General features: G+C 35.1%; 20 protein-coding genes. 10 read left to right on the top strand and 10 right to left on the bottom strand.

What is annotated here, in order from left to right:
- Positions 1 to 86 precede the first annotated feature (86 nt).
- The gene (locus tag ACZ2G0_RS08510) at positions 87 to 2,039 is read right to left on the bottom strand and encodes an amino acid ABC transporter substrate-binding protein (protein ID WP_470307245.1); all 1,953 of its coding nucleotides are present in this window, start codon (positions 2,037 to 2,039) and stop codon (positions 87 to 89) included.
- Between the two features lie 132 nt (positions 2,040 to 2,171).
- Entirely contained in the window at positions 2,172 to 3,701 is a 1,530-nt protein-coding gene (guaA, locus tag ACZ2G0_RS08505; RefSeq protein WP_470307244.1) for a glutamine-hydrolyzing GMP synthase, read from the bottom strand.
- Between the two features lie 170 nt (positions 3,702 to 3,871).
- On the opposite strand from guaA, the gene ACZ2G0_RS08500 reads away from it, so the two are divergent.
- Together ACZ2G0_RS08500 and ACZ2G0_RS08495 are read left to right on the top strand one after the other, a co-directional pair.
- On the top strand, positions 3,872 to 4,399 hold the full coding sequence (locus tag ACZ2G0_RS08500) for a hypothetical protein (protein ID WP_470307243.1): 528 nt from the start codon (positions 3,872 to 3,874) through the stop codon (positions 4,397 to 4,399).
- 312 nt (positions 4,400 to 4,711) lie between these two features.
- On the top strand, positions 4,712 to 5,311 hold the full coding sequence (locus ACZ2G0_RS08495) for an NUMOD4 domain-containing protein (RefSeq protein WP_470307242.1): 600 nt from the start codon (positions 4,712 to 4,714) through the stop codon (positions 5,309 to 5,311).
- 7 nt (positions 5,312 to 5,318) lie between these two features.
- On the opposite strand, the gene ACZ2G0_RS08490 is transcribed toward ACZ2G0_RS08495, so the two are convergent.
- Both ACZ2G0_RS08490 and ACZ2G0_RS08485 read right to left on the bottom strand, forming a co-directional pair.
- Positions 5,319 to 6,020 (bottom strand): hypothetical protein, encoded by a 702-nt coding sequence (locus ACZ2G0_RS08490; protein WP_470307241.1) that lies wholly within the window; start codon positions 6,018 to 6,020, stop codon positions 5,319 to 5,321.
- A 212-nt stretch (positions 6,021 to 6,232) separates the two neighbouring features.
- Complete coding sequence (locus ACZ2G0_RS08485) at positions 6,233 to 6,829, bottom strand: hypothetical protein (RefSeq protein ID WP_470307240.1); 597 nt, start codon at positions 6,827 to 6,829, stop codon at positions 6,233 to 6,235.
- Positions 6,830 to 7,075: 246 nt separating this feature from the next.
- Between ACZ2G0_RS08485 and ACZ2G0_RS08480 the strand changes: the two genes are divergently transcribed.
- The 7 genes from ACZ2G0_RS08480 to ACZ2G0_RS08450 all read left to right on the top strand — a co-directional run bounded on the left by ACZ2G0_RS08480 (position 7,076) and on the right by ACZ2G0_RS08450 (position 15,390).
- Complete coding sequence (locus ACZ2G0_RS08480; protein WP_470307239.1) at positions 7,076 to 8,332, top strand: chloride channel protein; 1,257 nt, start codon at positions 7,076 to 7,078, stop codon at positions 8,330 to 8,332.
- A 62-nt stretch (positions 8,333 to 8,394) separates the two neighbouring features.
- Positions 8,395 to 9,870, top strand: coding sequence for a rhomboid family intramembrane serine protease (locus tag ACZ2G0_RS08475; RefSeq protein ID WP_470307238.1), 1,476 nt, complete (start codon positions 8,395 to 8,397; stop codon positions 9,868 to 9,870).
- Between the two features lie 53 nt (positions 9,871 to 9,923).
- Complete coding sequence (locus ACZ2G0_RS08470) at positions 9,924 to 10,928, top strand: DHH family phosphoesterase (RefSeq protein WP_470307237.1); 1,005 nt, start codon at positions 9,924 to 9,926, stop codon at positions 10,926 to 10,928.
- 5 nt (positions 10,929 to 10,933) lie between these two features.
- Complete coding sequence (gene gldI / locus ACZ2G0_RS08465) at positions 10,934 to 11,620, top strand: gliding motility-associated peptidyl-prolyl isomerase GldI (RefSeq protein WP_470307236.1); 687 nt, start codon at positions 10,934 to 10,936, stop codon at positions 11,618 to 11,620.
- A 13-nt stretch (positions 11,621 to 11,633) separates the two neighbouring features.
- Positions 11,634 to 12,752: a peptidylprolyl isomerase gene (locus tag ACZ2G0_RS08460; protein WP_470307235.1), complete on the top strand. Its 1,119-nt coding sequence runs from the start codon at positions 11,634 to 11,636 to the stop codon at positions 12,750 to 12,752.
- A 35-nt stretch (positions 12,753 to 12,787) separates the two neighbouring features.
- Positions 12,788 to 13,957 carry a peptidylprolyl isomerase gene (locus tag ACZ2G0_RS08455; protein WP_470307234.1) on the top strand — a complete coding sequence of 390 codons (1,170 nt, stop codon included), beginning with the start codon at positions 12,788 to 12,790 and terminating at the stop codon, positions 13,955 to 13,957.
- 368 nt (positions 13,958 to 14,325) lie between these two features.
- Positions 14,326 to 15,390 carry a hypothetical protein gene (locus ACZ2G0_RS08450; protein ID WP_470307233.1) on the top strand — a complete coding sequence of 355 codons (1,065 nt, stop codon included), beginning with the start codon at positions 14,326 to 14,328 and terminating at the stop codon, positions 15,388 to 15,390.
- Positions 15,391 to 15,482: 92 nt separating this feature from the next.
- Here the strand turns inward: ACZ2G0_RS08450 and ACZ2G0_RS08445 are convergent, their stop codons facing one another.
- Positions 15,483 to 15,920: a hypothetical protein gene (locus ACZ2G0_RS08445; RefSeq protein ID WP_470307232.1), complete on the bottom strand. Its 438-nt coding sequence runs from the start codon at positions 15,918 to 15,920 to the stop codon at positions 15,483 to 15,485.
- 200 nt (positions 15,921 to 16,120) lie between these two features.
- Here ACZ2G0_RS08445 and ACZ2G0_RS08440 point away from each other — a divergent pair, with 200 nt between their 5' ends.
- Positions 16,121 to 18,958, top strand: coding sequence for a M16 family metallopeptidase (locus ACZ2G0_RS08440; protein WP_470307231.1), 2,838 nt, complete (start codon positions 16,121 to 16,123; stop codon positions 18,956 to 18,958).
- 123 nt (positions 18,959 to 19,081) lie between these two features.
- Here the strand turns inward: ACZ2G0_RS08440 and ACZ2G0_RS08435 are convergent, their stop codons facing one another.
- The 5 genes from ACZ2G0_RS08435 to ACZ2G0_RS08415 form a co-directional block, all read right to left on the bottom strand.
- Positions 19,082 to 19,687, bottom strand: coding sequence for a GNAT family N-acetyltransferase (locus tag ACZ2G0_RS08435; protein WP_470307230.1), 606 nt, complete (start codon positions 19,685 to 19,687; stop codon positions 19,082 to 19,084).
- Positions 19,688 to 19,741: 54 nt separating this feature from the next.
- Positions 19,742 to 20,104, bottom strand: a complete 363-nt coding sequence (locus tag ACZ2G0_RS08430) for a hypothetical protein (protein ID WP_470307229.1) — start codon at positions 20,102 to 20,104, stop codon at positions 19,742 to 19,744.
- 149 nt (positions 20,105 to 20,253) lie between these two features.
- Positions 20,254 to 21,432: an AIR synthase related protein gene (locus tag ACZ2G0_RS08425; protein WP_470307228.1), complete on the bottom strand. Its 1,179-nt coding sequence runs from the start codon at positions 21,430 to 21,432 to the stop codon at positions 20,254 to 20,256.
- Between the two features lie 99 nt (positions 21,433 to 21,531).
- On the bottom strand, positions 21,532 to 22,374 hold the full coding sequence (locus tag ACZ2G0_RS08420; protein WP_470307227.1) for an OmpA family protein: 843 nt from the start codon (positions 22,372 to 22,374) through the stop codon (positions 21,532 to 21,534).
- 186 nt (positions 22,375 to 22,560) lie between these two features.
- On the bottom strand, positions 22,561 to 24,054 hold the full coding sequence (locus ACZ2G0_RS08415; RefSeq protein WP_470307226.1) for a carboxypeptidase-like regulatory domain-containing protein: 1,494 nt from the start codon (positions 24,052 to 24,054) through the stop codon (positions 22,561 to 22,563).
- Positions 24,055 to 24,072 lie beyond the last annotated feature (18 nt).

Raw genomic sequence — 24,072 nt, 5'->3', positions numbered from 1 at the left:
CCCTTCCTTAATTTTGTATACTTTTAATCTGATTACTAAGCTAGTACTACAAGGTTAATCGATTTTAAAAAACGATTGCAAGATAATTACTTAGCTTCCTTTATTGTTAAGTCTTCATCATAATACATAATAAACACCCCTTTATTGGTGTAACCACCATCTGGTTTTTTGTAATATTCAAATTTACTTTCCACCTGCTCTGTTGCCACAGCGTTTACAGTTTGTTCAAATTTAACTTCTTGAGCCATACGCATCATGGTATCAAAAGTGACATCAAAACCGCGTGTAGCATAATTGGATGGAAAAATCGCATTTGCTTTTTTGAACTTATTCTCAAAAACCACAGCCTCAGGCAAGATATTATCTCTAGAAACCGATGGATACATTAATTTCAATTTCGTAAGATTCAAGAATTTAATTTCATCTGAGTCTAGGGTATCATTTGATTCTAGAATGACCAACTGCACTTGATAATCAGCCATCGCACTTAGCATTGCTGCTATAGTGGATTTTATCATCATGGTATTTGCCGTTTCCATTACTACATAATTCATTCTTCCTTTAACCAACATACCCTTTAAACTTGCTGCCGAAATACTGCTACTACCGCTCAAGGCTACCAACGGAACAGTAGGCTGAAACTCCTTCAAATAGTTCAAGATCGATTCTTTTTTCTTGTCCACAACAGCCATTATATTTCCGTTTTTAGAGCGCATAAACTCAAACATTTTATTCTTTACCACCTCAGGAGCTGGAATTGTTTGAAACAAATTACCGTAAGGATTACCAACATCCTTAGATAAAGGCGAAATTACAGGCACATTGTTGGCACTTACTAATTGGGCAGTTGACTCTGCATTGCTTTGGTAAAAAGGGCCAACAATTGCATTAGCAGTTTTTAATTTATGTGCAGCAATTAACGATGCAATTGCCGATGAATTTTTAGTTTCTTGCGAATCATAAATCTCAACATCTATCGGTAAGCCTAGTGTTTTCGCAGAGTCTATTGCTATTAATGCACCCGCATAAAAATCCAATGTCATATTTAAAAACTTGTCCTTTTTTATACGTTCTACGGTGGTATTGGTAGAATCGTTTTCAATCCTTGCGATATTAAACGGCAACAATAACACCAATCGTTTGCGAGTATCAAAATTAACATTTGGAGTCAAAGCAGTATATTCTTTTTTAACTTGGTCCGCACTTATAACTTTGCCTGGTACTTTTAAAATCATCCCTATTTCGACTCCTTCTTTCAGGATTGGATTTAGAGCAATCAATTCCTCTTGCGTCAAACCAAAAGTCTTTGACAAACTGTATAAAGTTTCTTTAGGCTGCACTTCGTAGTTGGTATAATTCACTGCTGCTACTTTATTATTTTGAACCGTTGTCTCTTTTTTAGGTTGTGCATCAGTAGCAATCGATTTTGCTTTAGGAGCAGTTCCTTTGATAAGCAACTGATACCCTATAGGTAAATTCGCTACTACATCCGGATTCTTTTTTTCTAATTCTTCTATTGTGATTCCATATTGCTTAGCAATAGAATATTTAGTTTCCTTTGGCATAACCTCATGAAAAATTACTTTTTGAGTTGTAGGCGTACTTGTTGCGACAGCTTTTGAACCCTTTTGAGACGGAATTACTAAGGTTTGACCTATTTGTAAGCCGTCTTTCTCTAAAAATGGATTTGCTTTTTTTAATTCGACCTCCGTCACATCATACATTTTTTGGATGCCATACAGTGTTTCTTTTGCAGTAACAATATGAGAACGATCTGATGTATTTGATTTGTTCCCTACATTTGAAACAGCCGTTTTTAAAGAGGATTGCTTCGCAATAAGCAAAATACTATTTGGTTTTAAACCTGATTGCGCATCCGGGTTTAATTGATAGATATCGTAAGGAGTTACTTGATACTTTTGAGCAATTTGACTTATCGTCTCTCCTTTTTCTACTTTGTGAGTAACTGGTTTTGATTGAGAAAAAATAGAACTATTCCCAATTAGAAGTGTAATAAATAGGGTGAAAAAATATTTCATTGTTTTGTTTATGTAGATGTTTGCTCCAAAGATAACAAAAACGGTACCAAATTTTAGAGTTAAAATTAGGTACCGTCCTTAAAATATCTAGTTCTTTTCTAGTTTCATGATCAATTTAAAAAACGATCACTCTTATTCCCATTCGATAGTTGCTGGTGGTTTTGAGCTGATGTCATAAACAACTCTATTCACACCTTTTACTTTATTGATTATATCATTTGATACTTTCATCAAGAAATCATAAGGCAAATGTACCCAGTCAGCGGTCATTCCATCAGTTGATTCCACAGCTCTAAGCGCCACTACTTTTTCATAGGTTCTCTCGTCACCCATGACTCCAACGCTGTTCACAGGAAGCAAAATCGCTCCAGCTTGCCAAACTTTGTCGTATAATCCCCAAGATTTCAATCCGTCGATAAATACTTTGTCTACATCTTGTAAAATTTGTACTTTTTCTAAAGTGATATCACCTAAAATACGAATGGACAATCCTGGTCCAGGAAAAGGATGTCTTCCTAATAATTCAGGATCAATTCCTAATGAAGCTCCTACACGACGCACTTCATCTTTGAAAAGCATGCGCAAAGGTTCTACAATTTTTAATTTCATATAATCTGGTAATCCACCCACATTATGGTGTGATTTAATAGTAGCCGAAGGTCCTTTCACAGAAACCGATTCAATTACATCAGGATAAATTGTTCCTTGTGCCAACCAAGTTACATCTTCAATTAAATGAGACTCAGCATCAAAAACTTCTATAAAAGCATTTCCTATGGCTTTTCGTTTTAATTCGGGATCCGTTACTCCAGCCAAAGCATCATAAAAACGTTGCGAAGCATCAACTCCCTTAACATTTAAGCCCATTCCTTCGTATTGATCTAATACACTTTGAAATTCATTTTTACGTAGCAAACCGTTGTTTACAAAAATACAATACAGGTTTTTTCCGATAGCTTGGTGCAATAAAACAGCTGCTACAGTAGAATCTACACCTCCAGATAGTCCTAAAACTACTTTGTCATTTCCTACTTTTTCTTTCAACTCAGCCACCATTTCTTCAACAAAAGCAGTTGGAGTAAATGTTTGCGGAACTTCAGCAATTTTTACAAGAAAATTTTCCAGCATTTTTGATCCATCCGTAGAGTGAAAAACTTCGGGATGGTATTGAATAGCATAGGTCGTCTCTCCTTCAATTTTGTAGGCAGCAAATTCCACATCATGGGTACTTGCAAGCTTTACACCGTTAGTAGGCAACGCTTTAATACTATCACTATGGCTCATCCAAACTTGACTGTTTAGATCTACACCTTCAAAGAATATTTCGTCTTTTTTGATAAACGATAAATTGGCTCTACCGTATTCTCTCGTGTTCGACGCAGCTACTTCTCCTCCACTAAAGTGTGCCAAGTACTGAGCGCCATAACAAACAGCGAGTAAAGGCAATTTACCTCTTATTTGAGATAAATCAGGATGAGGAGCATCCTCTCCTCTAACAGAGAAAGGGCTACCACCTAAAATTACGGCTTTATAACTTGATAAATCACTCGGAAAATGATTGTATGGGAAAATTTCGCAGAATATATTTAATTCGCGAACTCTACGCGCAATAAGCTGTGTGTATTGCGATCCGAAATCTAAAATAAGTACGTTGTGTTGCATGCGCAAAAATACTTTTTATATTTTGAATTGAAAAATTGATTTTTGAAAAATATTAATTTTATTTCGGCACTGTATAGCAGCCATCCCACACACGCTAAAAAACCACAATAATTAAATTTACGTATCTTTAACCAAATCTCATTTTGTAAAAACAAAAAATTAATACTTACATGAAAACAAAAATTTATTTGCCTTTAATCCTTTTAACACTTTTTTTAAGCTCTTGTAATGTGATAGACGATCTACTGACCTTCTCTGTAGACAACCAAACCACTTTTAAAATCGCAAGTGGTTTTCCACTTGGGACTGCTTTTAGTGTAGTTACTCCCGAAGTAACAACTAACTCCAGTTCTACTTTTGAAAATAACAACACCAAAGCCGATTTAGTTAAAGACGTTGCCTTAACCTCTCTAAAACTGACAATCACCAATCCAACAGATAAGTCTTTCAGTTTTTTAAAATCGGTTACTTTATATATTTCAACTGATGCCAATGACGAAATCGAATTAGCCTATCTGGAAGACATCAATGCAACAACTAGCTCGATTGATTTAATCCCTAGTAAAGCTAAATTAGACAAGTACATCAAAGCATCTTCTTATAAAATCAGGACCAAAGCAGTAATAAAAGAAACCTTAGCCCAAGATATTAGCATAAAGGCTGACATGAAATTTAAAGTAACAGCCAATCCTTTTTAATTCATTGGCTGAAGGAAAAAAATGTACCGCAACTTTCCTTTTTGTGAAGTTGTACAGTAGAAAATACTAATCCACAAACAAATCTCCTGTTTTAGCCATCAAATCCCTATTGAAAAGGTTTACAAAAAGTAGATTTTATAGCATAAATTACTAGATTGAATCTGAAAAAAACCCGTTTTTTTTCAGATTCATCTATTTTCACTATTTTTACGATTCAAATACCACAAACCTATAATACAACCACTACTACTAAGCCCTTAGGCTAGCGTGGCGGTAATTCATGTAGGAAACCAAAACAAATAAATTCGTACTATGAAACTAGAAGAAATGAAACGAATAAGGATTTATCCTAACGAAGAATTTAGAGAAATTATAGTGGAGGACAAATTGAGACTGCGTTACGCGGTTTCGAATAAAGGACGACTCATGAGTTTTGTAGATGATATTACTTTTGGTCGAATACTTAGGGGAGGAAACAGCGACGGATATAAAATGTTTCGCTATACCCTAAACGTAGATGGCAAAATTAAAACGAAACACCGTTTCGTATCGAAACTTGTTGCAGAATTTTTTGTTCCAAAAACGAGCGAAGACCAAACTTACGTTTTACATTTAGATAGGGTTCGCGATAATGACGATTATAGAAATTTGAAATGGGCTACAAGAGCCGAAATGATTGAACACAGTAAAGCTAGTCCTTTTGTAAAACAAGCGAAATTAAATTTAATCGAACACAACCGTAAGGCAGATGGTCGTAAATTGACTGTTACTAAGGTAATGCTAATTAAAAAAATGTTAGCAAGACCCGGTCAAAAAACCAGAATGAAAATGATTGCGAAACAATTTGGCGTAAGCGAAATGCAAATCAGCAGAATAAAATCAGGTGAAAACTGGAGTCAAGTCAAAATCTAGACCCGGTTTACTCTTTTATAAATTTGAATTTAGATTTAACGCCGGTATCAAAATTATTCCATAAATCAGACAGTAATAAATTACCCTCTGCATCATATATGTAGAATGCACCTGTATTTCCTCCTAGCGTACCGCGATTTAAGGCTTGTAGTTCTAAATCATTGATTCCCTTTTGCAGTTCGACCTTTATTTCTTTAAAAGTACTATCTAAATATAAACTATGTGCTAAAACAGTGCTTTTGTAATTGTGGATCATGGTTGCCTTAATTAAGTCGCCATCTATAGCGCCATAATCACGCACTCTAATCACTAATCCTGCAGATTTAGTGGTAATTACGCCAAAATCCAAATCTTTTAAGTTTAAATAGGAAGTATCTTCTTTGAGGCCTTCTTTAACTAAAGCTTTATCAATACTTTTATTCATCTTGTCTCTAACGGCATCACCAGGATTTATGAAATCATTGGTACGTGTCATCGAAATAGGATCAGGATCTCCTATTTTAAAATCAGTACTTGGTAACTTTAATTCTGGTTTTTTAAACAAATCAGGTGCTAAAATATCGGGTTTGGTTGCCGGTAAGGGAGCTACTTTCTTAGTTTTAATCCCGATATCAACAGGAGGAATGGACTTGAATTTTTTGCCAAACTCCATTTGAGAATAGCCACTAGCTGCAACGCACATCATAAAAAGCAAAAAAACCTGTTTCATATACTAAATCTTTCTTCCTAAACTATATGCAACAAATATACCAAGCTTTAGTTTTAGAAACTAAAAGCACTCCAAACATTAAAAAAATTTTAACCTTATGCGCCCTATTGATTTATGGTAAATTAAAAATAGCTATTTTACATCTAATTATTATTATTTTTTTTTTAAAATGATGTAAAATAGCTATTATTCCAATTGAAATGTTCCGCTACTTAGGGCTTTTCAATAATTATAGTCGCGATATATCCTGTACCAATATTCCATTGATTAGACGAAATCAGCGCTCCTTTGTCGTCAAAAACTTGAAATTCGGCTGTATTAGGTGGTGCAAAGCCTTCATTTAGAGCTTCAAAAACAATTCTATTTACACCTTTTACCAATTTAACTTCAAATTCTTTATAGGTTCCATCTAATAGTGCATCATAGTCCACCACAATATCATTAAAAGTAACTCTTATTTTATCACCGTCTAAATAAGCTCCATCTCTAAATCGAACTTTAGCGGTGGATGAAGCCGACTTATAAATTCCTAAATCTTGATCTCTTCTGTACACTTCAGTGGCTACAATTGCTTCACTTTTGGGTATTTTAAAATCATTCTCCGGAATTGGATCAGCTACGTATTTTTTAATTTTTGGCGGATCCGGAATTGGTTTCCCCACCACTCTTGGTTTTACAGGTTTTTCTTTAGCAGGTACTACTTTCGATTTAGAATTAAATTCTTCCTGAGCATATCCACTTGACATAGCCCCAAGTAACAATCCACAAAGCAAAATTCGGTTTAGCGCTATCGTTGATCTGTACTTCATTGTATTTATTTTTAAAGTTATTAAAAGCAAACTATCTACTAGTTCGGACTAAAGTCCTTGCATTATTAACTGCGAAAGTTAAAAAAAAGTATCGTTAAGCGCAAAAATAATAGCTAATAGAGGCTACTTTTAGCAAATTTGTACCCTTTTTTCCCTCATGAATAGTATAATTTGCAAAATTCAATAGCAAACAATTTCAATTTTGATACATTTACTTTTTCTTAGCCGAACAAGCTTTTAATAACAATGAATTTAAAACTATTTAAAAAAACACTTTTGGTCTCGTTCAAATGGCTTCTAATTTGTACAGTAGTAGGAGTGCTTTCTGGCTCTGCATCAGCGCTTTTATTAGTCGCACTTGAATGGGCAGCTCATCTTAGGGAGGGAAATCCGTGGGTTCTAGGATTATTGCCTTTAGGCGGTTTACTTATTGGATTGGGATATTACTATTATGGTAAAGAAGTTGAAAAAGGAAATAATTTATTATTAGAAGAATATGCAAATCCCACGCAAATTATTCCACTAAAAATGGCTCCTCTGGTTTTGGCAGGAACTATAATTACACATCTTTTTGGCGGATCAGCCGGTCGTGAAGGCACTGCAGTACAAATGGGAGGCGCAATTTCGGATCAATTTACTAGGTTGTTCCACCTTGAGCCTTCTGATAGAAAAACGCTACTAATCATGGGAATTAGTGCAGGATTTGCCTCCGTTTTTGGTACACCTCTAGCGGGCGCTCTTTTTGCACTTGAACTTCTGTATTTTAGTAAATTTAATTTTAAAAGTATCATCTGCTCTTTTATCGTGGCTTATATTGCCTATTTTACTGTAGAAATATGGCAGGTACATCATACTCATTATAGTATCCCAACTGTCCCTTCCTTTCTCAGCCTAACTTCACTTTGGATACTACCGGTTAGTATACTTTTTGGTTTAGCCGCCTTAGTTTTTGCAAGAAGCACACACCTTTGGTCCACACTTTTTAAAAAACACATTACGTATCCACCTGCTAGGCCGTTCGTGGGGGGAGTAATTTTGGCCATTGCTCTATTTTTAATCGGTACTACCAAATTCATGGGATTAGGAGTGCCGGTAATTGTTGATGCTTTTTCAAATCCTAGTGATAGCGCTGACTTTTTACTTAAAATACTTTTTACGGGATTTACGTTAGGAGCTGGATTTAAAGGTGGCGAAGTAACTCCTTTATTTTTTGTGGGCGCGACATTAGGTAGTGCTCTGTCCCTTGTCGTACCGCTTCCCATTGGGCTACTGGCGGGAATGGGATTTGTGGCGGTTTTTTCAGGAGCTACGCATACCCCCATTGCCTGTACCGTTATGGGAATTGAATTGTTTGGTTTGGAAAGTGGTTTATTTATCGCGATTGCCTGTTTTATTGCCTATTTTGCTTCCGGACCCACCGGTATTTACCAATCACAAATAGTTAAAGGCCCCAAACATCTTTTCTATAAAAAACTTAAAATCCGAAAACTAGATCATTTTTAGTATTGTTTCTTCAAATAAATGTAATAGTATTGTAATACAATTCATTCTTAATATTTGAATCTATGTCATTTGGTCTACCTGCTTCTTTTTCACAGTACATTCCTCTAAATAATTTATCGAAAGCAGCGTTTCAGTATGCGGCCATTCGAACATTTGAAAAATTAAATTGGACAGTAATTGTAATGAATGAAGACTTACTCATTGCTGAGACAAATCAAATGAATTCTACTTGGAATGAAAAAATTACTGTTGATTTTAGTTTAGATGATCCCTTATTGATTAGTAGCAGTAATGGAAACCAAATCTATGACCGAGGTAGAAATAAAAAAAATACGGAAATTTTTTTTGATGAGTTCAATGAAGCCCGCAAGGAAGTTACTCAAACTGATGAAGGGAAGGATGCAATAGAAAAACTGCTAGCTCATACGAAAGAAAACTGTAAATCAAACAAAATAGAAGAGCGATCAGTAACCGAATTTTATTCTGTTTTTTCCATTTTCATTCCCACTTCCCAATATCTAATTACCCCGCTGTTGCTACTTGCAAACATTCTTGTGTTTTTTAGTATGTTTTTTTCAGGAGTACACTTTTTCTCACCTGCTATTCTAGATCTTATCCACTGGGGAGCAAACTATGGCCCTTTAACTACCGATGGAGATTGGTGGCGTTTAATCACTAGCGTTTTCGTGCATATTGGTTTTGTTCACCTAGTTGCCAATTGCTATGCTCTAGCCTATGTTGGTTTATTTTTAGAATCTCATTTAAAGAGAATTGGTTTTTTATCACTTTATCTATTTTGTGGAATTCTAGCGAGTCTATGTAGTTTATATTGGAATGAAGACTTAGTATGTGCGGGTGCCTCGGGTGCTATTTTTGGAATGTATGGCATCTTGTTAGTATTACTTATTACCAAAGAAATTCGTCAAAAACTAAGTACCAATACCAAATTTTTTATAGTTTTCTTTATCGCCATTAACTTATTGTATAGCTTCGAAGAAGGAACAGATGGTGCAGCACATTTTGGTGGTTTTTTTACCGGAATTGTTTTTGGAAATTTGTATGCTTTTTTCAAAACAAAAAGAAATAACGCCTTAGTTTTTGCTACACTATTGACTTTTATTCTGGCGCCCGCGATTAGTATTTACTGTAAATCTAAAAAAATCTACATCTACCAAATAATAGAATATGAAACTAAAATGCAAGAATTTGTTGATATGGAAAAAATGGCACTAGAAGCATACAGTATCGATTACAACTCTACGAAGGAAGATGTATTGTACATGATTAAGGAACGAGGAATTTATTATTGGGAAGAAGATATCAAACTAATAAAAGAGCTAGATAAATTGTATCTCCCTAAAAAAATCCATGATATAAATAAACAGCTTGCTCTATACTGCGAATTAAGGAAACAAGTTTACGAGTTAGCATATAAAAAAATAAATGAAAACACCTCTATGTATGACGGTCCAATCGGATCATTAAACAATAAGATAACCGACTTACTTGAAGAAATAGCAAAAAGTCAAAAAGAATAAAATCCTGTTAATCACCTACTATTTTACAGTAAAAAAATGTATTTTCGCAACCTATGAAAATACAAGATATTCAATCGATACAAGCATTATTGGCTACGCCAAAAAAAATTGCAATAATCCCACACCGCAGTCCTGATGGAGACGCTATGGGCTCAACACTAGGACTATATCACTTTTTGTTAAAACACAATCACCAAGCAGTTGTGATTGCACCAAATGAGTTTCCTGACTTTTTGAGTTGGTTACCCGGTTCAGAAACAGTGCAAATATTTGAAAAAAATAAAGAGAAGTGCACAAAAATATTAGAAGAAGCTGAAATTATTTTCACTCTTGATTTTAATGCTTTTCACCGAGTAGGAGAAATGGAAAAAGTACTTGAAGTACTCAACACAACCTATATAATGATTGATCATCATCAAAAACCTGATGATTACGCGACTTACATGTACTCGGATACTTCTTTTGGTTCAACCTGTGAAATGCTTTATAATTTTATTGGATTTTTAGGAGAAAAAGAAGCTATTGATAAAACTATTGGGACTTGTATTTACACCGGAATCTTAACTGATTCAGGTTCCTTTAAATTCCCTGGAACAACTGGTAACACGCACCGAATTGTAGCAGACTTAATTGATTTAGGTGTCGAAAATACTACCATACCTACCTTACTTTTTGAAAACAGCTCGTACAACAGATTACAGTTGTTAGGTAGAGCGTTACAAAACATGAAGGTCATTCCTGAATTTAAAACTTCTTACATTACGTTGACTCAGGAGGAATTAAATTCATTCGATTATGTAAAAGGAGATACCGAAGGAATCGTAAATTATGGTTTAAGCATCAAAGGAATCCATTTTACTGCTATCTTTATCGAAAATAGAGAAGAAAACATAATCAAAATATCGTTCCGCTCACAAGGTGGTTTTGACGTAAATCAATTTGCTAGAGACCATTTTAATGGTGGAGGACATCGCAATGCTGCCGGAGGGAAATCAACCGTTTCGATGGCTGAAACGATTCAAAAATTTGAAGATCTGGTAACGAAAATAACACTATAACTCAGATGAAATTAATTCACATCGCATTACCCCTACTCCTCGTTACACTCTTCGCAAGTTGTAAGCAACCACAAGAGGCACGCCGACCTATATCGCAAACCTCGGGTAGTTTCATGAAAAAATCAGTGGCTAGAAATAAAAAACTAGTAGCTTCTGAAGAAGATCAAATCAAAGCAGTTATCAAAAAGAATCCAACTGAAAATTATATTGCTTCGACCAAAGGCTATTGGTATACCTATATCACTAAAAATGACATAGACACATTGAATCCTAAAAAAGGAGACGTCGCTTTTTTTGATTATGAAATAAAAGACTTGGACGAAAACATAATATACTCTGAATTGGAACTTAGACCACAACTATATCGTGTAGACAAACAAGAGATTATGATGGGACTTCGAGACGGAATCAAATTAATGCACCGAAACGAGAAAGTAACCTTTCTTTTCCCATCACACATGGGATTTGGCTATCACGGCGACAATAAAAAAATAGGTATCAACCAACCTCTATGGTGTACGGTGACCTTACGGGACTTTATGCCTGAAACAGAATATAAAAAACAGTTAGCTGCTAAAGCTTCCGTAGCTACATCAGCAGTTAGCTTGCCGCTTTCGACGGATAAACCTGTAAAAGCAACACCTAAGAAACCCACTATAGTACCAAAAAAATCAAAAGACAGTTTAAATTAAATTAATTATTCTAATGAAAAAAAGATTCTTATTACTATGCCTTGTTATTGCCTCTCTATACTCATGTAAAGAGGAAAATAGTGATTTAGCAGATGGATTATATGCGAAAATTGAAACCAATCAAGGAGACATAATTGTAGCACTTGATTACACTAAATCGCCAATAACTGTGGCCAACTTTGTTTCTCTTGCCGAGGGTCAAAATGATTTTGTTACTAATAAAAACCTAAAAAGCCGACCTTTTTTTGACGGATTAAAATTCCACCGCGTAATCAAAGATTTTATGATCCAAACTGGTGACCCAATGGGAACAGGATCTGGAGATGCTGGTTATAAGTTCAAAGATGAATTTAGTGACTTGCGTTTTGATAATGGTGGTGTTTTAGCAATGGCTAATAATGGACCGTCAACTAATAGTAGTCAATTTTTTATTACTCACGTAGCAACTCCATGGTTAGATGGTAAGCACACTATTTTTGGACATGTGGTGGGCAAAGGTATGGAAGTGGTTAATTTAATTGACCAAAATGATACCATGAAAAAAGTGACAATCATCCGAAAAGGAGAAGCTGCTAAAAAATTCGACGCCGTTAAGGTATTTTACGATTATTTTTCAGTAGAAGCTGAAAAACAATTGAAACAAGCCGAAATGGAAGAACGTGGTAAAAAAGAGTATGAAGCTAAATACGGTCAAGTGATCCAAGATAAAGTGAATTATTTTGAAGCTTTAAAATCTAAAGCTACCAAAACAACCACTGGACTAAAATACGTAATCACTACCAAAGGAAACGGAAAAAAACCAACCGCTGGAACACCGCTACGCATAGCATACGCTGGATTTCTAAAAGATGGAACATTATTTGATACTAGTATCGAAAATGTAGCAACAACATTTGGAAAATACGACCAACAAAGAGCTGTGCAAGGTGGTTATGAACCAATCCCTTTTACAGCAGGTAAAAAAGATGGAATGATTCCTGGATTCATAGAAGGAATTGAGCAAATGTCTTTTGGCGATAAAGCCATCTTATTTATCCCTTCGCATTTGGCTTATGGAGCTGGAGGTGCAGGAAATGTAATCCCTCCCTATGCTGATATCATTTTTGAGGTAGAGTTGCTACAAAGTAAATAAACGATAATAAAACAATACTTTAATTAACTGAAGAAATGAAAATTAAACTTTTATGCATTGCCCTTTTGACTTTTTTGAGCAGTCAGGCTCAAGAGACATCTAAAAAACCAGTAAAAAAACCGGCTCCCACTGTAGCTAAAGCAGCGGCGACTGAAGAAGGTATTTTTGCTACCATAACTACTACTAAAGGAGACATTACACTTAAACTAGAATATGTAAAAGCGCCAGTAACAGTAGCTAATTTCATTTCGATTGCCGAAGGAAAAAATACTTTCGTTACAGATCCTAAACTAAAAGGGAAACCATTTTATGATGGACTAAAATTTCATCGCGTAATCGATAATTTTATGATTCAAACAGGTGACCCAACGGGCACTGGTGCAGGAGGAACAGGATATGCGTTTAAAGATGAGTTCGTTCCTGATCTAAAGTTTGATCAAGGTGGAATTCTAGCAATGGCTAACTCTGGACCTGCAACAAATGCGAGTCAGTTTTTTATAACACATAAAGACACACCTTGGTTAAATGGTAAACATACTATTTTTGGTCATGTGACTTCAGGAATGAATGTGGTAAATAGTATTGTGCAAGGTGATGAAATGATTAAAGTAATCATCACCCGAAAAGGTGCACTCGCAAAGAAATTTGACGCAGCAAAAGTATTTTCTGATTACTATAACAATAAAGAGGAGGATGCCAAAAAACAAGCAGCCCTTGCTGCCGAAGCAGAAAAAGCAGAAAAGGCAAAATATGCGCAGGTAATTGCTAAAAAACTTGCTTATTTCAATGAAATGAAAGCATCGGCAACGACAACTCCTTCTGGATTAACTTATAAAATAGTAAAAACAGGAACTGGAATAAAACCGGTTGATGGTGCTACTTTCTATTTTCACTATGCAGGTTATTTTGAAGACGGAACTCTTTTTGACAGCAGCTATGAAGAAGTAAATAAAGAATATGGTAAGTTTGACGAAAACAGAGCGAAACAAAACGGCTACAACCCATTTCCTTTTCAAGCGGGTAAAAAAGACGGAATGATTCCTGGTTTTATCGAAGGACTAAGTTTGATCAATTACGGTGACAAAGCAATCCTATTTTTACCACCTGCTTTAGGTTACGGAGAAAGAGGTGCAGGAGGCGTTATTCCGCCCAATGCTACCTTAATTTTTGAAATTGAAATGTTCGAAAAAATTCCAACTAAGTAAATACAATATTTTCCAATCTACCCCAATTTGCAACTGCGAGTTGGGGTATTTTTTTTTGGGCGTACCCTTTGCAATCTTGAATAAAAAATCAAGATTGTAAAGGTCGGGCTTTCCGCTGTATTCTCCTTACTACACCTTCGACTGTCGTCTCGTTTCCGTAAGGAGAGATGCCGCTACTATCCCTTACGCAAAAACAGAACTACTACGTACCATCAGGACTACCACTTTTTAATCATTCTCAAATTTTACTTAGTTGGTACGTCCTCGCAAGCCAATAACCACGATTCATCTCAGCGATTCAACAGTTCAGTCATAAAAAAAAGAAGTACTAAAAGAAACAGAATACATTTGAATCAAAATTAAATCAAATGAAAAAAATATTTACCTTCTTGAAAATCACATTCGGTCTTCTTATCACTTTAGTACTAGTAACCCTCTTTTCCTTATACATCAGTTCCATTATATTTTTAGAATCGAAAGACCAAACTACTATAGATTATCTTACGGCTAATAAAGTTGAATTAAACAATAGCACAATTGACACCACTCTATTTGATGCTGATTTTTATAAATCCGAGGTTTTCCTATTGGGAGAAATACACGGCTTTGCAGCCAATCAAATTGCCGATAGACAACTTTTCTTATTCTTAAATAAAAAAATGGGAGTTAAATATTATATCGCTGAAATGGATAGCATCACAGCCAACCAACTTACCAAATATCTAAATAATAAGAACCTAAAAGACGCTACAGTACTAAAAAACGTAGTCAAATCAGTTGGTGCTCGCATCCCACAGCAATCGAGCGCTGAATTATACACTAAATGGAGTTTAATTTATGACTACAATCAAAAGCTTGCTGATTCCTTAAAAATAACCGTGTTAGGAATAGACAAAAACAGTGATGACTATACTACTGCAATTAGTCGCGAACAGGCAATGCTACTAAATTTTCAACACTACATGAAAAAGCTGCATCTCAACAATGAAAAGTGCTACGGCCTATTTGGATTTTATCATACATTACAAAACGCCACAACTTCTGACAATATCCCTTTTGCAACTCAATTAAAACAAACAGGTACGAAAGTCACGACGATTGTGAGTTTCCCAATAGACAGTGAAATGTATTTACCAAAGAACCCAAACTATCCTTCTCCTCCTGACGAAAAACTAACTTGGATGAAAGCTGATGGTCCATTGATGCTAGTAAAAGGAATCAATGATTTAAAAAAACTAAGTCCTGAAAACACCAACACGCTTTTTAAAATAAATAGTAAAAAAACTCCTTACTTACAGTCACAAAAGCTCATCACGATACAATCAAGAGCCTTTGCTGAAACAATCAATCCAAGAGCAGGTCAAAATACCACCTCCTATTTTCAATATGTATTGATCACTAGAAACTCCAAAGCACTTACTGCATTAGAATAACTATCAAGATAGCTACATTATAATACCAAAAAACCCCGACACTACCAGGCAGTCGGGGTTTGTGCAATGTATAAAATTGAAAAGCAATAAAATTAACTTTTAAATTTCCAATCGAATTCGTCTTTTTGATTGATAATAGCACCAATTTCAAATTTTACTATTTCTTCAAATTCTGTTTGTAAAATGATCCAATTTTCCTCATTAAAATAATTCTCAAAAGTATCAAACTCCTCTTGAGTAAACTTTGTGATTCCCTTGGCAGTAAGTTCTTTCTTTACATCAGCAATCTTCCTACCGATTACTTTAGAACCAAATAAATCTAAATCAGGGCTTGAAGCTACCATATAACCTAATTTCAGCTCTTCTTCTTGATAAAAAGTCAAACGTATTTTAAGCTTATTGTAAGCATAAATAACATTATCATCTTCATCTTTATAATTTCTATCGGGTTTACCGTAAATAGCAGTTACATCTTTTTGTTTCATCCCGAAAATGAGCTTATCAATTCCGTTTTTCAAATTTATTTTCATCCGTATGTGTTTTTGACAAAGTTCGCAAAGTTTTCACAAAGAATACGCTATTTCTCAACCAAAAATACAAAGCTAGTTAACTATACTAATTTATCAACAGAGATCCCTTTATAAAAGCAAACTTACCATAAAAATTAAGTAACTTAGTCTTTCCAAAAATTCATTGAAAAATTTATCCTAAAAGCAAAACTAACTGTAGTATGATTACTAAAAAGTATCTCCTTATTATTCCCTTTTTTCTATTTTTTACCATTTTGGGTCAAGCCCAAAAACAATCTAAAACTGCAAAAGCTCCTGAGTTTAAAGTAGCTTTTGAACAGTTTACGCTTGACAACGGTTTGAATGTCATTTTTCATATCGATCGATCAGATCCTGTTGTAGCCGTAGCCTTAACCAGTCATGTTGGATCCGCTAGAGAAAAAGAAGGCCGTACGGGCTTTGCCCATTTATTTGAACATTTACTATTTTTAGAGTCTGAAAACTTAGGTAAAGGTGGACTTGACATAATGAGTGCTCGTATTGGTGGTGCAGGTGCCAACGGTTCAACAAGCCGCGACCGCACCAATTATTATCAAACAGTTCCTAAAGACGCACTTGAAAAAATGATTTGGGCCGAAGCAGATAAGCTAGGTTACTTTATCAATACTGTAACGGAACCAGTACTTGCGAAAGAGAAACAGGTAGTGAAAAATGAGAAAAGACAAAGCTATGACAACCGTCCATATGGAAATACAAATGCCGTAATTAATAAAAATTTATATCCAACCAACCATCCGTACAATTGGGAAGCGATTGGTTCTCTTGAAGATTTACAAAATGCCTCATTGCAAGATGTAAAAGATTTTTACAACCGCTGGTACGTTCCCAACAACGTAACTTTAACTATTGCCGGTGATTTTGACACTAAACAGGTCAAAGCTTGGGTCCAAAAATATTTTGGAGAAATTAAACGCGGTCAAGCTATTCCTAAAATGGATAAGCAGTTGGTAACCTTACAAGAAACCAAAAAATTATATCATGAAGATAACTTTGCGCGCTTACCAAGATTAACGTTAGCTTGGCCATCAGTATACCAATACCATCCTGATAGTTATGCTTTAGAAGTTCTTGCAACCTACCTTTCAAGAGGCAAAAAAGCACCTCTTTATAAAACCTTAGTAGAGGATAAAAAGCTGACAGACAACATTAGTTTTTATCAATACAATTCAGAAATTGCTGGGCAGTACATGTTAGGAATTACAGCATTTGATAAGACTAATTTAAATTTGGTTTTTGATGGTATCGAAACCGCTTTTAAAGATTTTGAAGCTAACGGAATTGCACAAAAAGACCTAGACCGAATTAAAGCGGGACAAGAAACAGATTTTTATACTGGATTAGCCAGCGTAAATGGTAAGGGATTCCAACTAGCGCAATACGAAATTTTTGCCGGGACACCTGATTATATTAATCAGGATATTAAAAATATTCTAGCTGTAACCACTGCTGATGTGATGCGTGTTTACAATACCTATATCAAAGGAAAACCATTTGTTGCAGCAAGTTTTGTTCCAAAAGGCCAAACCGATTTAATACTGACGGGTTCTACAAAAGCAGCTATTGTTGAAGAAAAAATAATTGAAGGAAAAGAAGACTCATTTGATCCTAGTATTGCAGCGACTTATACGAAAACGCCGTCTAGCTTTGACCGCTCAATCGAACCACAATATGGAGCAAGTCCTGATATTATATTGCCTACAGTCTGGAAAAACAAATTAACATCAGGCCTTCAGGTTATCGGTATCGAAGAAAATGAAGTTCCTCTTGTAGAATTTCAACTGCAATTAAAAGGCGGCTTGCTTTTAGAGGAAGTGTCTACAATAGGAGTTTCCAATTTGCTTGCTGAACTACTTACGAAGGGAACTAAAAACAAAACGCCTGAGGAACTCGAAAATGCGATCGAAAGCCTTGGAGCAACAATTTCAGCAACTTCAGATGGAGAATCTATTACAATATCCGGTACAACTCTTGCAAAAAATTACAATCAAACACTGCAATTAGTACAAGAAATTATACTGGAACCAAGATGGGACGAGAAAGAGTTTAATTTAATAAAAGAAAGTACTTTAAATCAAATTATTCAGCAAAAAGGAGATCCAAACAGAATCGCCCAAATTGAATTCCGAAAATTACTTTATGGAGAAAACGTTATTTTATCTCATAACCCAATTGGTACCGAAGCAACGGTAAATACCATAACATTAGCAGACTTAAAAAAATATTACACAACCAATTTTTCTCCTACAGTAGCCAATTTCCAAATAGTAGGAGCAATTTCTCAAAAGGAAGTTATGACTTCATTAGCAGCACTAAACCGCAATTGGAAACCTAAGAAGGTAAATTTCCCTAGCATCACAATTGCACAACAAGCTGCGGATTCTAAAGTCTATTTTTATGATGTTCCCGGTGCTAAACAATCGGTGTTGCGAATAGGTTATCTTGCCCTTCCTGCCACGGATGCCGATTTTTATCCTGTAGAAATCATGAACTATCGTTTAGGAGGTGGAAGCTTTGCATCGCAGTTGACGCAAGAACTTAGAGAAGGAAAAGGATATACGTATGGTATAGGTTCGTCATTTGATGGATCAACGATAAAAGGACCTTTTGCTATTTACAGTGGAGTGCGTTCCAATGTAACGTACGAATCCGTAAGTTTAATTAAAAGTATAGTGGAACAATACGGTACCAACTTTAATGAAAATGATCTTGAAGTTACAAAGAGTTACTTGATTAAAAGTAACGCTAGGGCTTTTGAAACAATTAGTTCAAAGCTAAAAATGTTATATGACATCAGTAACTACAATTACCCAGATGACTATGCCAAAAAGCAGGAGAATACAGTGAAAAACATGACTTTAGAGCAAATCAAGCAATTAGCTAATCGCTATTTAAATGCCAATAAAATGATTTATTTAATTGTAGGAGATGCTGAAACACAATTGAAAAAATTAGACCAGCTTGGTTTTGGTAGTCCTATTTTATTGAATAAAACAAAATAGAGCTTTTATTCTTAAATGCCCATTACTTTTTCATATTCTATTTTTCTTTGCAGTAAGCGAGGTAAAATTGTAAAAATAGAAGAAAGTGATGGGTGTTTTTTTTTTCTACGTATTATTAAAGAATTAAACGAGTTGAAGCGCTAGCTTAGGTTTAACTGTACTGAACCATTCCTCTTTGAGAATACTTAAAATAATGGTATCACGTCGTACGTCACTTCCTAAGGTAGGCATGTGATTTCGCAGTATTCCTTCGACGGTGCAGCCAATACTTTTCATTGCCGCAATACTCCTTTTATTATTGTTATCTGCTCTAAACTCCACGCGTTCTACAGCTAGGGTTTCAAAAGCAAATTGAAGTAACAAGTACTTACAATTTTGATTCAATCCAGTTCCTCTAAAATCTTTACCATACCAGGTGTACCCCAATTGTAATATTTTATGAGACAAATTAATATCGTAAAAACGGGTACTGCCAGCATATTTACCTGACTTTTTATCGAAAACTATAAAAGGGAATTCGGTTTTTTTGTCTTTGGCCTCTAATGCCAGCTGTATGTATTTTATTAGATTTTCCTGACCGTTAGCACGAATTAAGGAAAAATTCCAAGTATCGGGTTCATTGATAGAAAATTCTAAAAGATTTTCTACATCCGAAATTTGCAATGGGCGAAGCAAAACGGATTCGTTTTCTAAAACTAAATTGGGAAAGGAGTCAAAAGTCAACTGCATAAAAAATTACATTTATTATTATAATTTGAACACCAAACCGTTCTCACTATCTAGTTATTCCTCTTCGTACATTTCATCGTAACGAGCAGGAATTTGAGGATCAAATAGCGGACATTTAAATTCTTCCATAATGCCTACCAAGGTGTCCATGGTTTTTCCTTGGGTACCATAGCAGTCGATTTGAATACTTTGAGCGGTTGTTTTTACTTGAAAAGCACCTACTCCATCGTTGTTTTTCCAACTGGTCTCATCTACTTTTTCCCATTTAGCAAAAACCGAAGCTATTCTATTTAAAATAACTTGAATAGGCAGCTCCTCTAAACCTTCTACTATTGGTTGCTCCTCTAATGCTTCGTAAACTTCTTGGTGGTTTAGATAAATCTCGTCGAGGTATTTCCAAAATACTAATTCGTACATATTCTTTAATTTTTATACTTGCGGTTCAAGTGATTGGTAGCTCGTTTAATCTAGCCCCGATAGTAGTGAAAATCCTTTTTTGGTGGTCCCGATTTTTAGGGATCACCAAAAAAGATTGCAACGTATAGCGGGATTAGCTCCTAAAAAAACTAATATTCGAAAGTTCCGTACTCGCTTGAGATCGTTAGTTTTTTTGTATTTGCAGCTTCTACTCGACCTACGATGCGAGCGTCAACATTAAAAGACTTCGAAATAGCGATTATGTCCTGCGCAACAGCCTCGGGAACGTATAATTCCATGCGGTGACCGCAGTTAAATACTTGATACATTTCCTTCCAATCCGTTTTTGATTGTTGTTGAATAAGCTGAAACAAAGGCGGTACTGGAAATAAATTGTCTTTTATAATATGAAGGTTTTCTACGAAATGCAGAATTTTAGTTTGAGCACCGCCACTGCAATGCACCATTCCGTGGATGTCGTTGGAGGTATATTTGTCTAAAATTTTCTTTATAATTGGAGCATACGTTCTCGTAGGCGAAAGGACCAATTGGCCTGCATCGATTGGAGAATTAGCGACTGCATCCGTCAATTTAACTTGACCGGAGTAAATTAATTCTTCGGGAACGGTAGCGTCAAAACTTTCGGGATATTTAGTGGCCAAATATTTCCCAAAAACATCATGACGAGCTGAAGTCAAACCATTACTTCCCATTCCGCCATTATAACTTTTTTCGTAAGTAGCTTGACCAAAAGATTCCAAACCAACGATGACATCGCCTGCTTTGATATTGGCATTATCAATGACTTTTGAACGTTTCATGCGTGCCGTTACGGTAGAATCTACGATAATAGTTCGTACAATATCACCTACATCAGCTGTTTCGCCTCCTGTTGAATGGATGGTAACTCCAAATGAAGCTAACTCCTTAATTAGCTCTTCGGTTCCATTGATGATTGCTGAAATTACCTCAGCCGTGATCAGGTTTTTATTGCGACCAATGGTTGAAGAAAGCAAAATATTATCAGTCGCACCTACACAAAGTAAGTCATCGATATTCATGATTAAAGCATCTTGTGCAATTCCTTTCCAAACCGAAATATCTCCGGTTTCTTTCCAGTACATGTAGGCAAGAGAGGATTTTGTTCCTGCTCCGTCAGCATGCATAATTAGGCAATAATCGGCATCTTGAGTTAAATAGTCAGGAACAATTTTACAAAAGGCCTGCGGAAATAATCCTTTATCAATATTTTTAATGGCATTATGCACATCTTCTTTGGATGCCGAAACACCGCGCTGTGCGTATCTTTTAGAAGTATCTGAACTCATGTAGTGTAGTTGTGTTGGCTGTTTTAAATAAGCCGGGTTGTGGTGCAAAGATACTAATTAGATTTAGGATTTAAGACTACCGTTTGGGGATTTGTAACACTATTTTTGAACAACAAAAATCTCAACACGCCTATTTGCTGCGCGTTCTGCTTCGTTTTTTTCAGGCAAGGCGTACAGCGGCTTACTACTACCATAACCTTTGTGTCCAAGCCTTGCCGTAGCAATTCCATTTTTGATTAGGTAATCGAAAACAAACTTGGATCTGCGATACGAAAGTTTGACATCATTTGGGTTTCTGTTGCAACAAATATGACCATAGATATTGATCTTTAATCGTGGATTCGCTCGTAAGGCATCTAAAAGGCTTTGAAGTACCGCCTCAGATTCGGGTACAATCTTTTCAGAATTAAAATAAAAAATTAGGTTTTTTATTGGAATCAAATCACCAGCCTTTGCCTTACCTAATTGCTCAAGTATAGAAGTATCCTCGGTAATTATTACAGCTTGCTCTTCTTGCAATGCTTTAAATTGCTGCTTTGTAGTCGTTGAATTTTCGTTTTCAATCTTATCTTTCAAAGTTTGATAATATACTACTACTTTTCGGTTTTGACTTTGATTGGCTGCTTGTTCAAAATTCTCCCCAATTGCTTTAATTACCAATTTATCATCAAATTGTACTCCCTTGCTTTGCAAAAGCTCAAGAACGGTATTTACTCTTCTTGCTGCTAATATTTTATTATAATTGTTGGTATCAACACTATCGCAGTATCCTTCGATTTTTAAAACAGTTACTTTACTGGATTCTTCCAACCATTTATCAAGATCAACAACAGAAGTTTTATTAATGACGTCTTTATTAAAGTCAAAAAACAATTGGAATTTTTCTTGAGCTGAGGAATAATTTAAAACTAATAGTAATAAAAGAGTAAGGCTGAATTTCATTAGATAACTTTATTTTATGAACGGGTAATTTACAGAAATAGTATAACAAAACTTATGATAGCTTTGTAAATCACTTCTACATTTTTTTGGTAATATAATTATATACCAACAACATAGTAAACAAAAAAACACCCTGCCATCACTGGAGGGTATTTAGTATTGTGGTCACTTAATTTTCAATTTTATTTATTCCCAATCTGGCATAAAATATCCCGTAAATAAAACCTCTCTCCTAAAGGCTATAAGATTCGTTGGAACTAACTCCATTTTTGTAATATATTTTTCAGAAACTCCATCATTCGAAGTATTAACAAAAACCACCTCGGCTTCATTAGGTGCATAACGTACATCCAAGTCATTTGTTCCTGCAGTTTTATCCGTTGAAATTTGTGTACTAAAACCAGTACTTAAGTTGAATTCAAAAATACGTGTATCAAGTTGTCTATAAGACGGATGCTCATAGCCAGAAATATCAGCTGTGTACAATAATTTTTCGCCTGTCACTGATAAATTTAAGCTTCCAACAGCGCCACTCTGACCAAATAGAACAGAAGACAGTATTACACCTGCACTACTAATGATGTAAATTTCACAATTATAACCTTGGCTATCGTTTACTTTTACGGCTATCTTCGAGCCGTCCATACTCCAATCACATTCTGATATAAATTTACCATTTGGTGTTTGAAATATTTTTCTAAGTCCACTTCCTGAACTGTTAATCTCATATAATTTATCAAAATTAGGGTAGATTATTTTATCACCAGCAGCATTCCATGAAAATCCAACATAATCTGAATTAAATCCGGCTATAGGAATAGAATTTGTTACTTTAGTTTTACTAGAACCATCAGCATTCATAGTGTAAATATGATTTTGTCCGCCATTAGATTGAATAAAAGCTATTTTTCCTGATTGATTGTTTTTTCTAGGTCTCCAGCTATTAGTATCAGAACTGGTAATTTGATATGTATTTTTATCATTATCCGCGGCGAATATAACATTATTACTATTTACTTTATTGACCATTAAATACCGAGTACTAGGAAATGAAACTGTTGAAAAAGTAAAAATCGTACTTAAAACAGCCGTACTTTTCGTATCGGTAACAGAAACTTGCCAAAAGTATTTAGTATCAAATAATAAACCCTTTAGCTCTAACTCCTTAACCTTGATATCAGAAAAAACAGCCACAATTGAATTTTTATTATTTCGCACTGTTACCTCGTAGGTCAGGGCATCACCATTGGTATCTGTTGATTCCCATTGCAATTTGGTAGTTAAACTTTGACCAATTGCATTATCTACCGGAGCTACTGCAGTTGGAGTAGCTGGAGCAACGTTTACTCCTGTATCTTTTGATAACTCAAAAACTACCTCACTATTTAAATCTTTATTAATCGTTACAGATTCAAACTTTGTTAAAAAGCCATCTTTTTGTGCCTGTAGCGCATATTCACCAATTTTAACATTAGTAATCGTGAATTTTCCTGCTGCATCAGTAAAAACAATGCTAGATGTAGGACTAGAGAATACCTTTACGTTTTCTAAAGGAGTGAATGTATCTTTTGTTACTACTTTCCCAGAGATAGAACCATAAACTTCTGTGCTACCATCTATTTTATCCTCACTACACCCAACTAAAAGAGCAAAACTGATTAGAAAAAATATAATTTTCATGTGTTTCATCTGTCCTAA

Source organism: Flavobacterium sp. KKT103 (assembly GCF_055640565.1).
The sequence above is the reverse complement of the archived record's forward strand: the minus strand, read 5'-3'. Positions and strand labels throughout refer to the sequence as shown.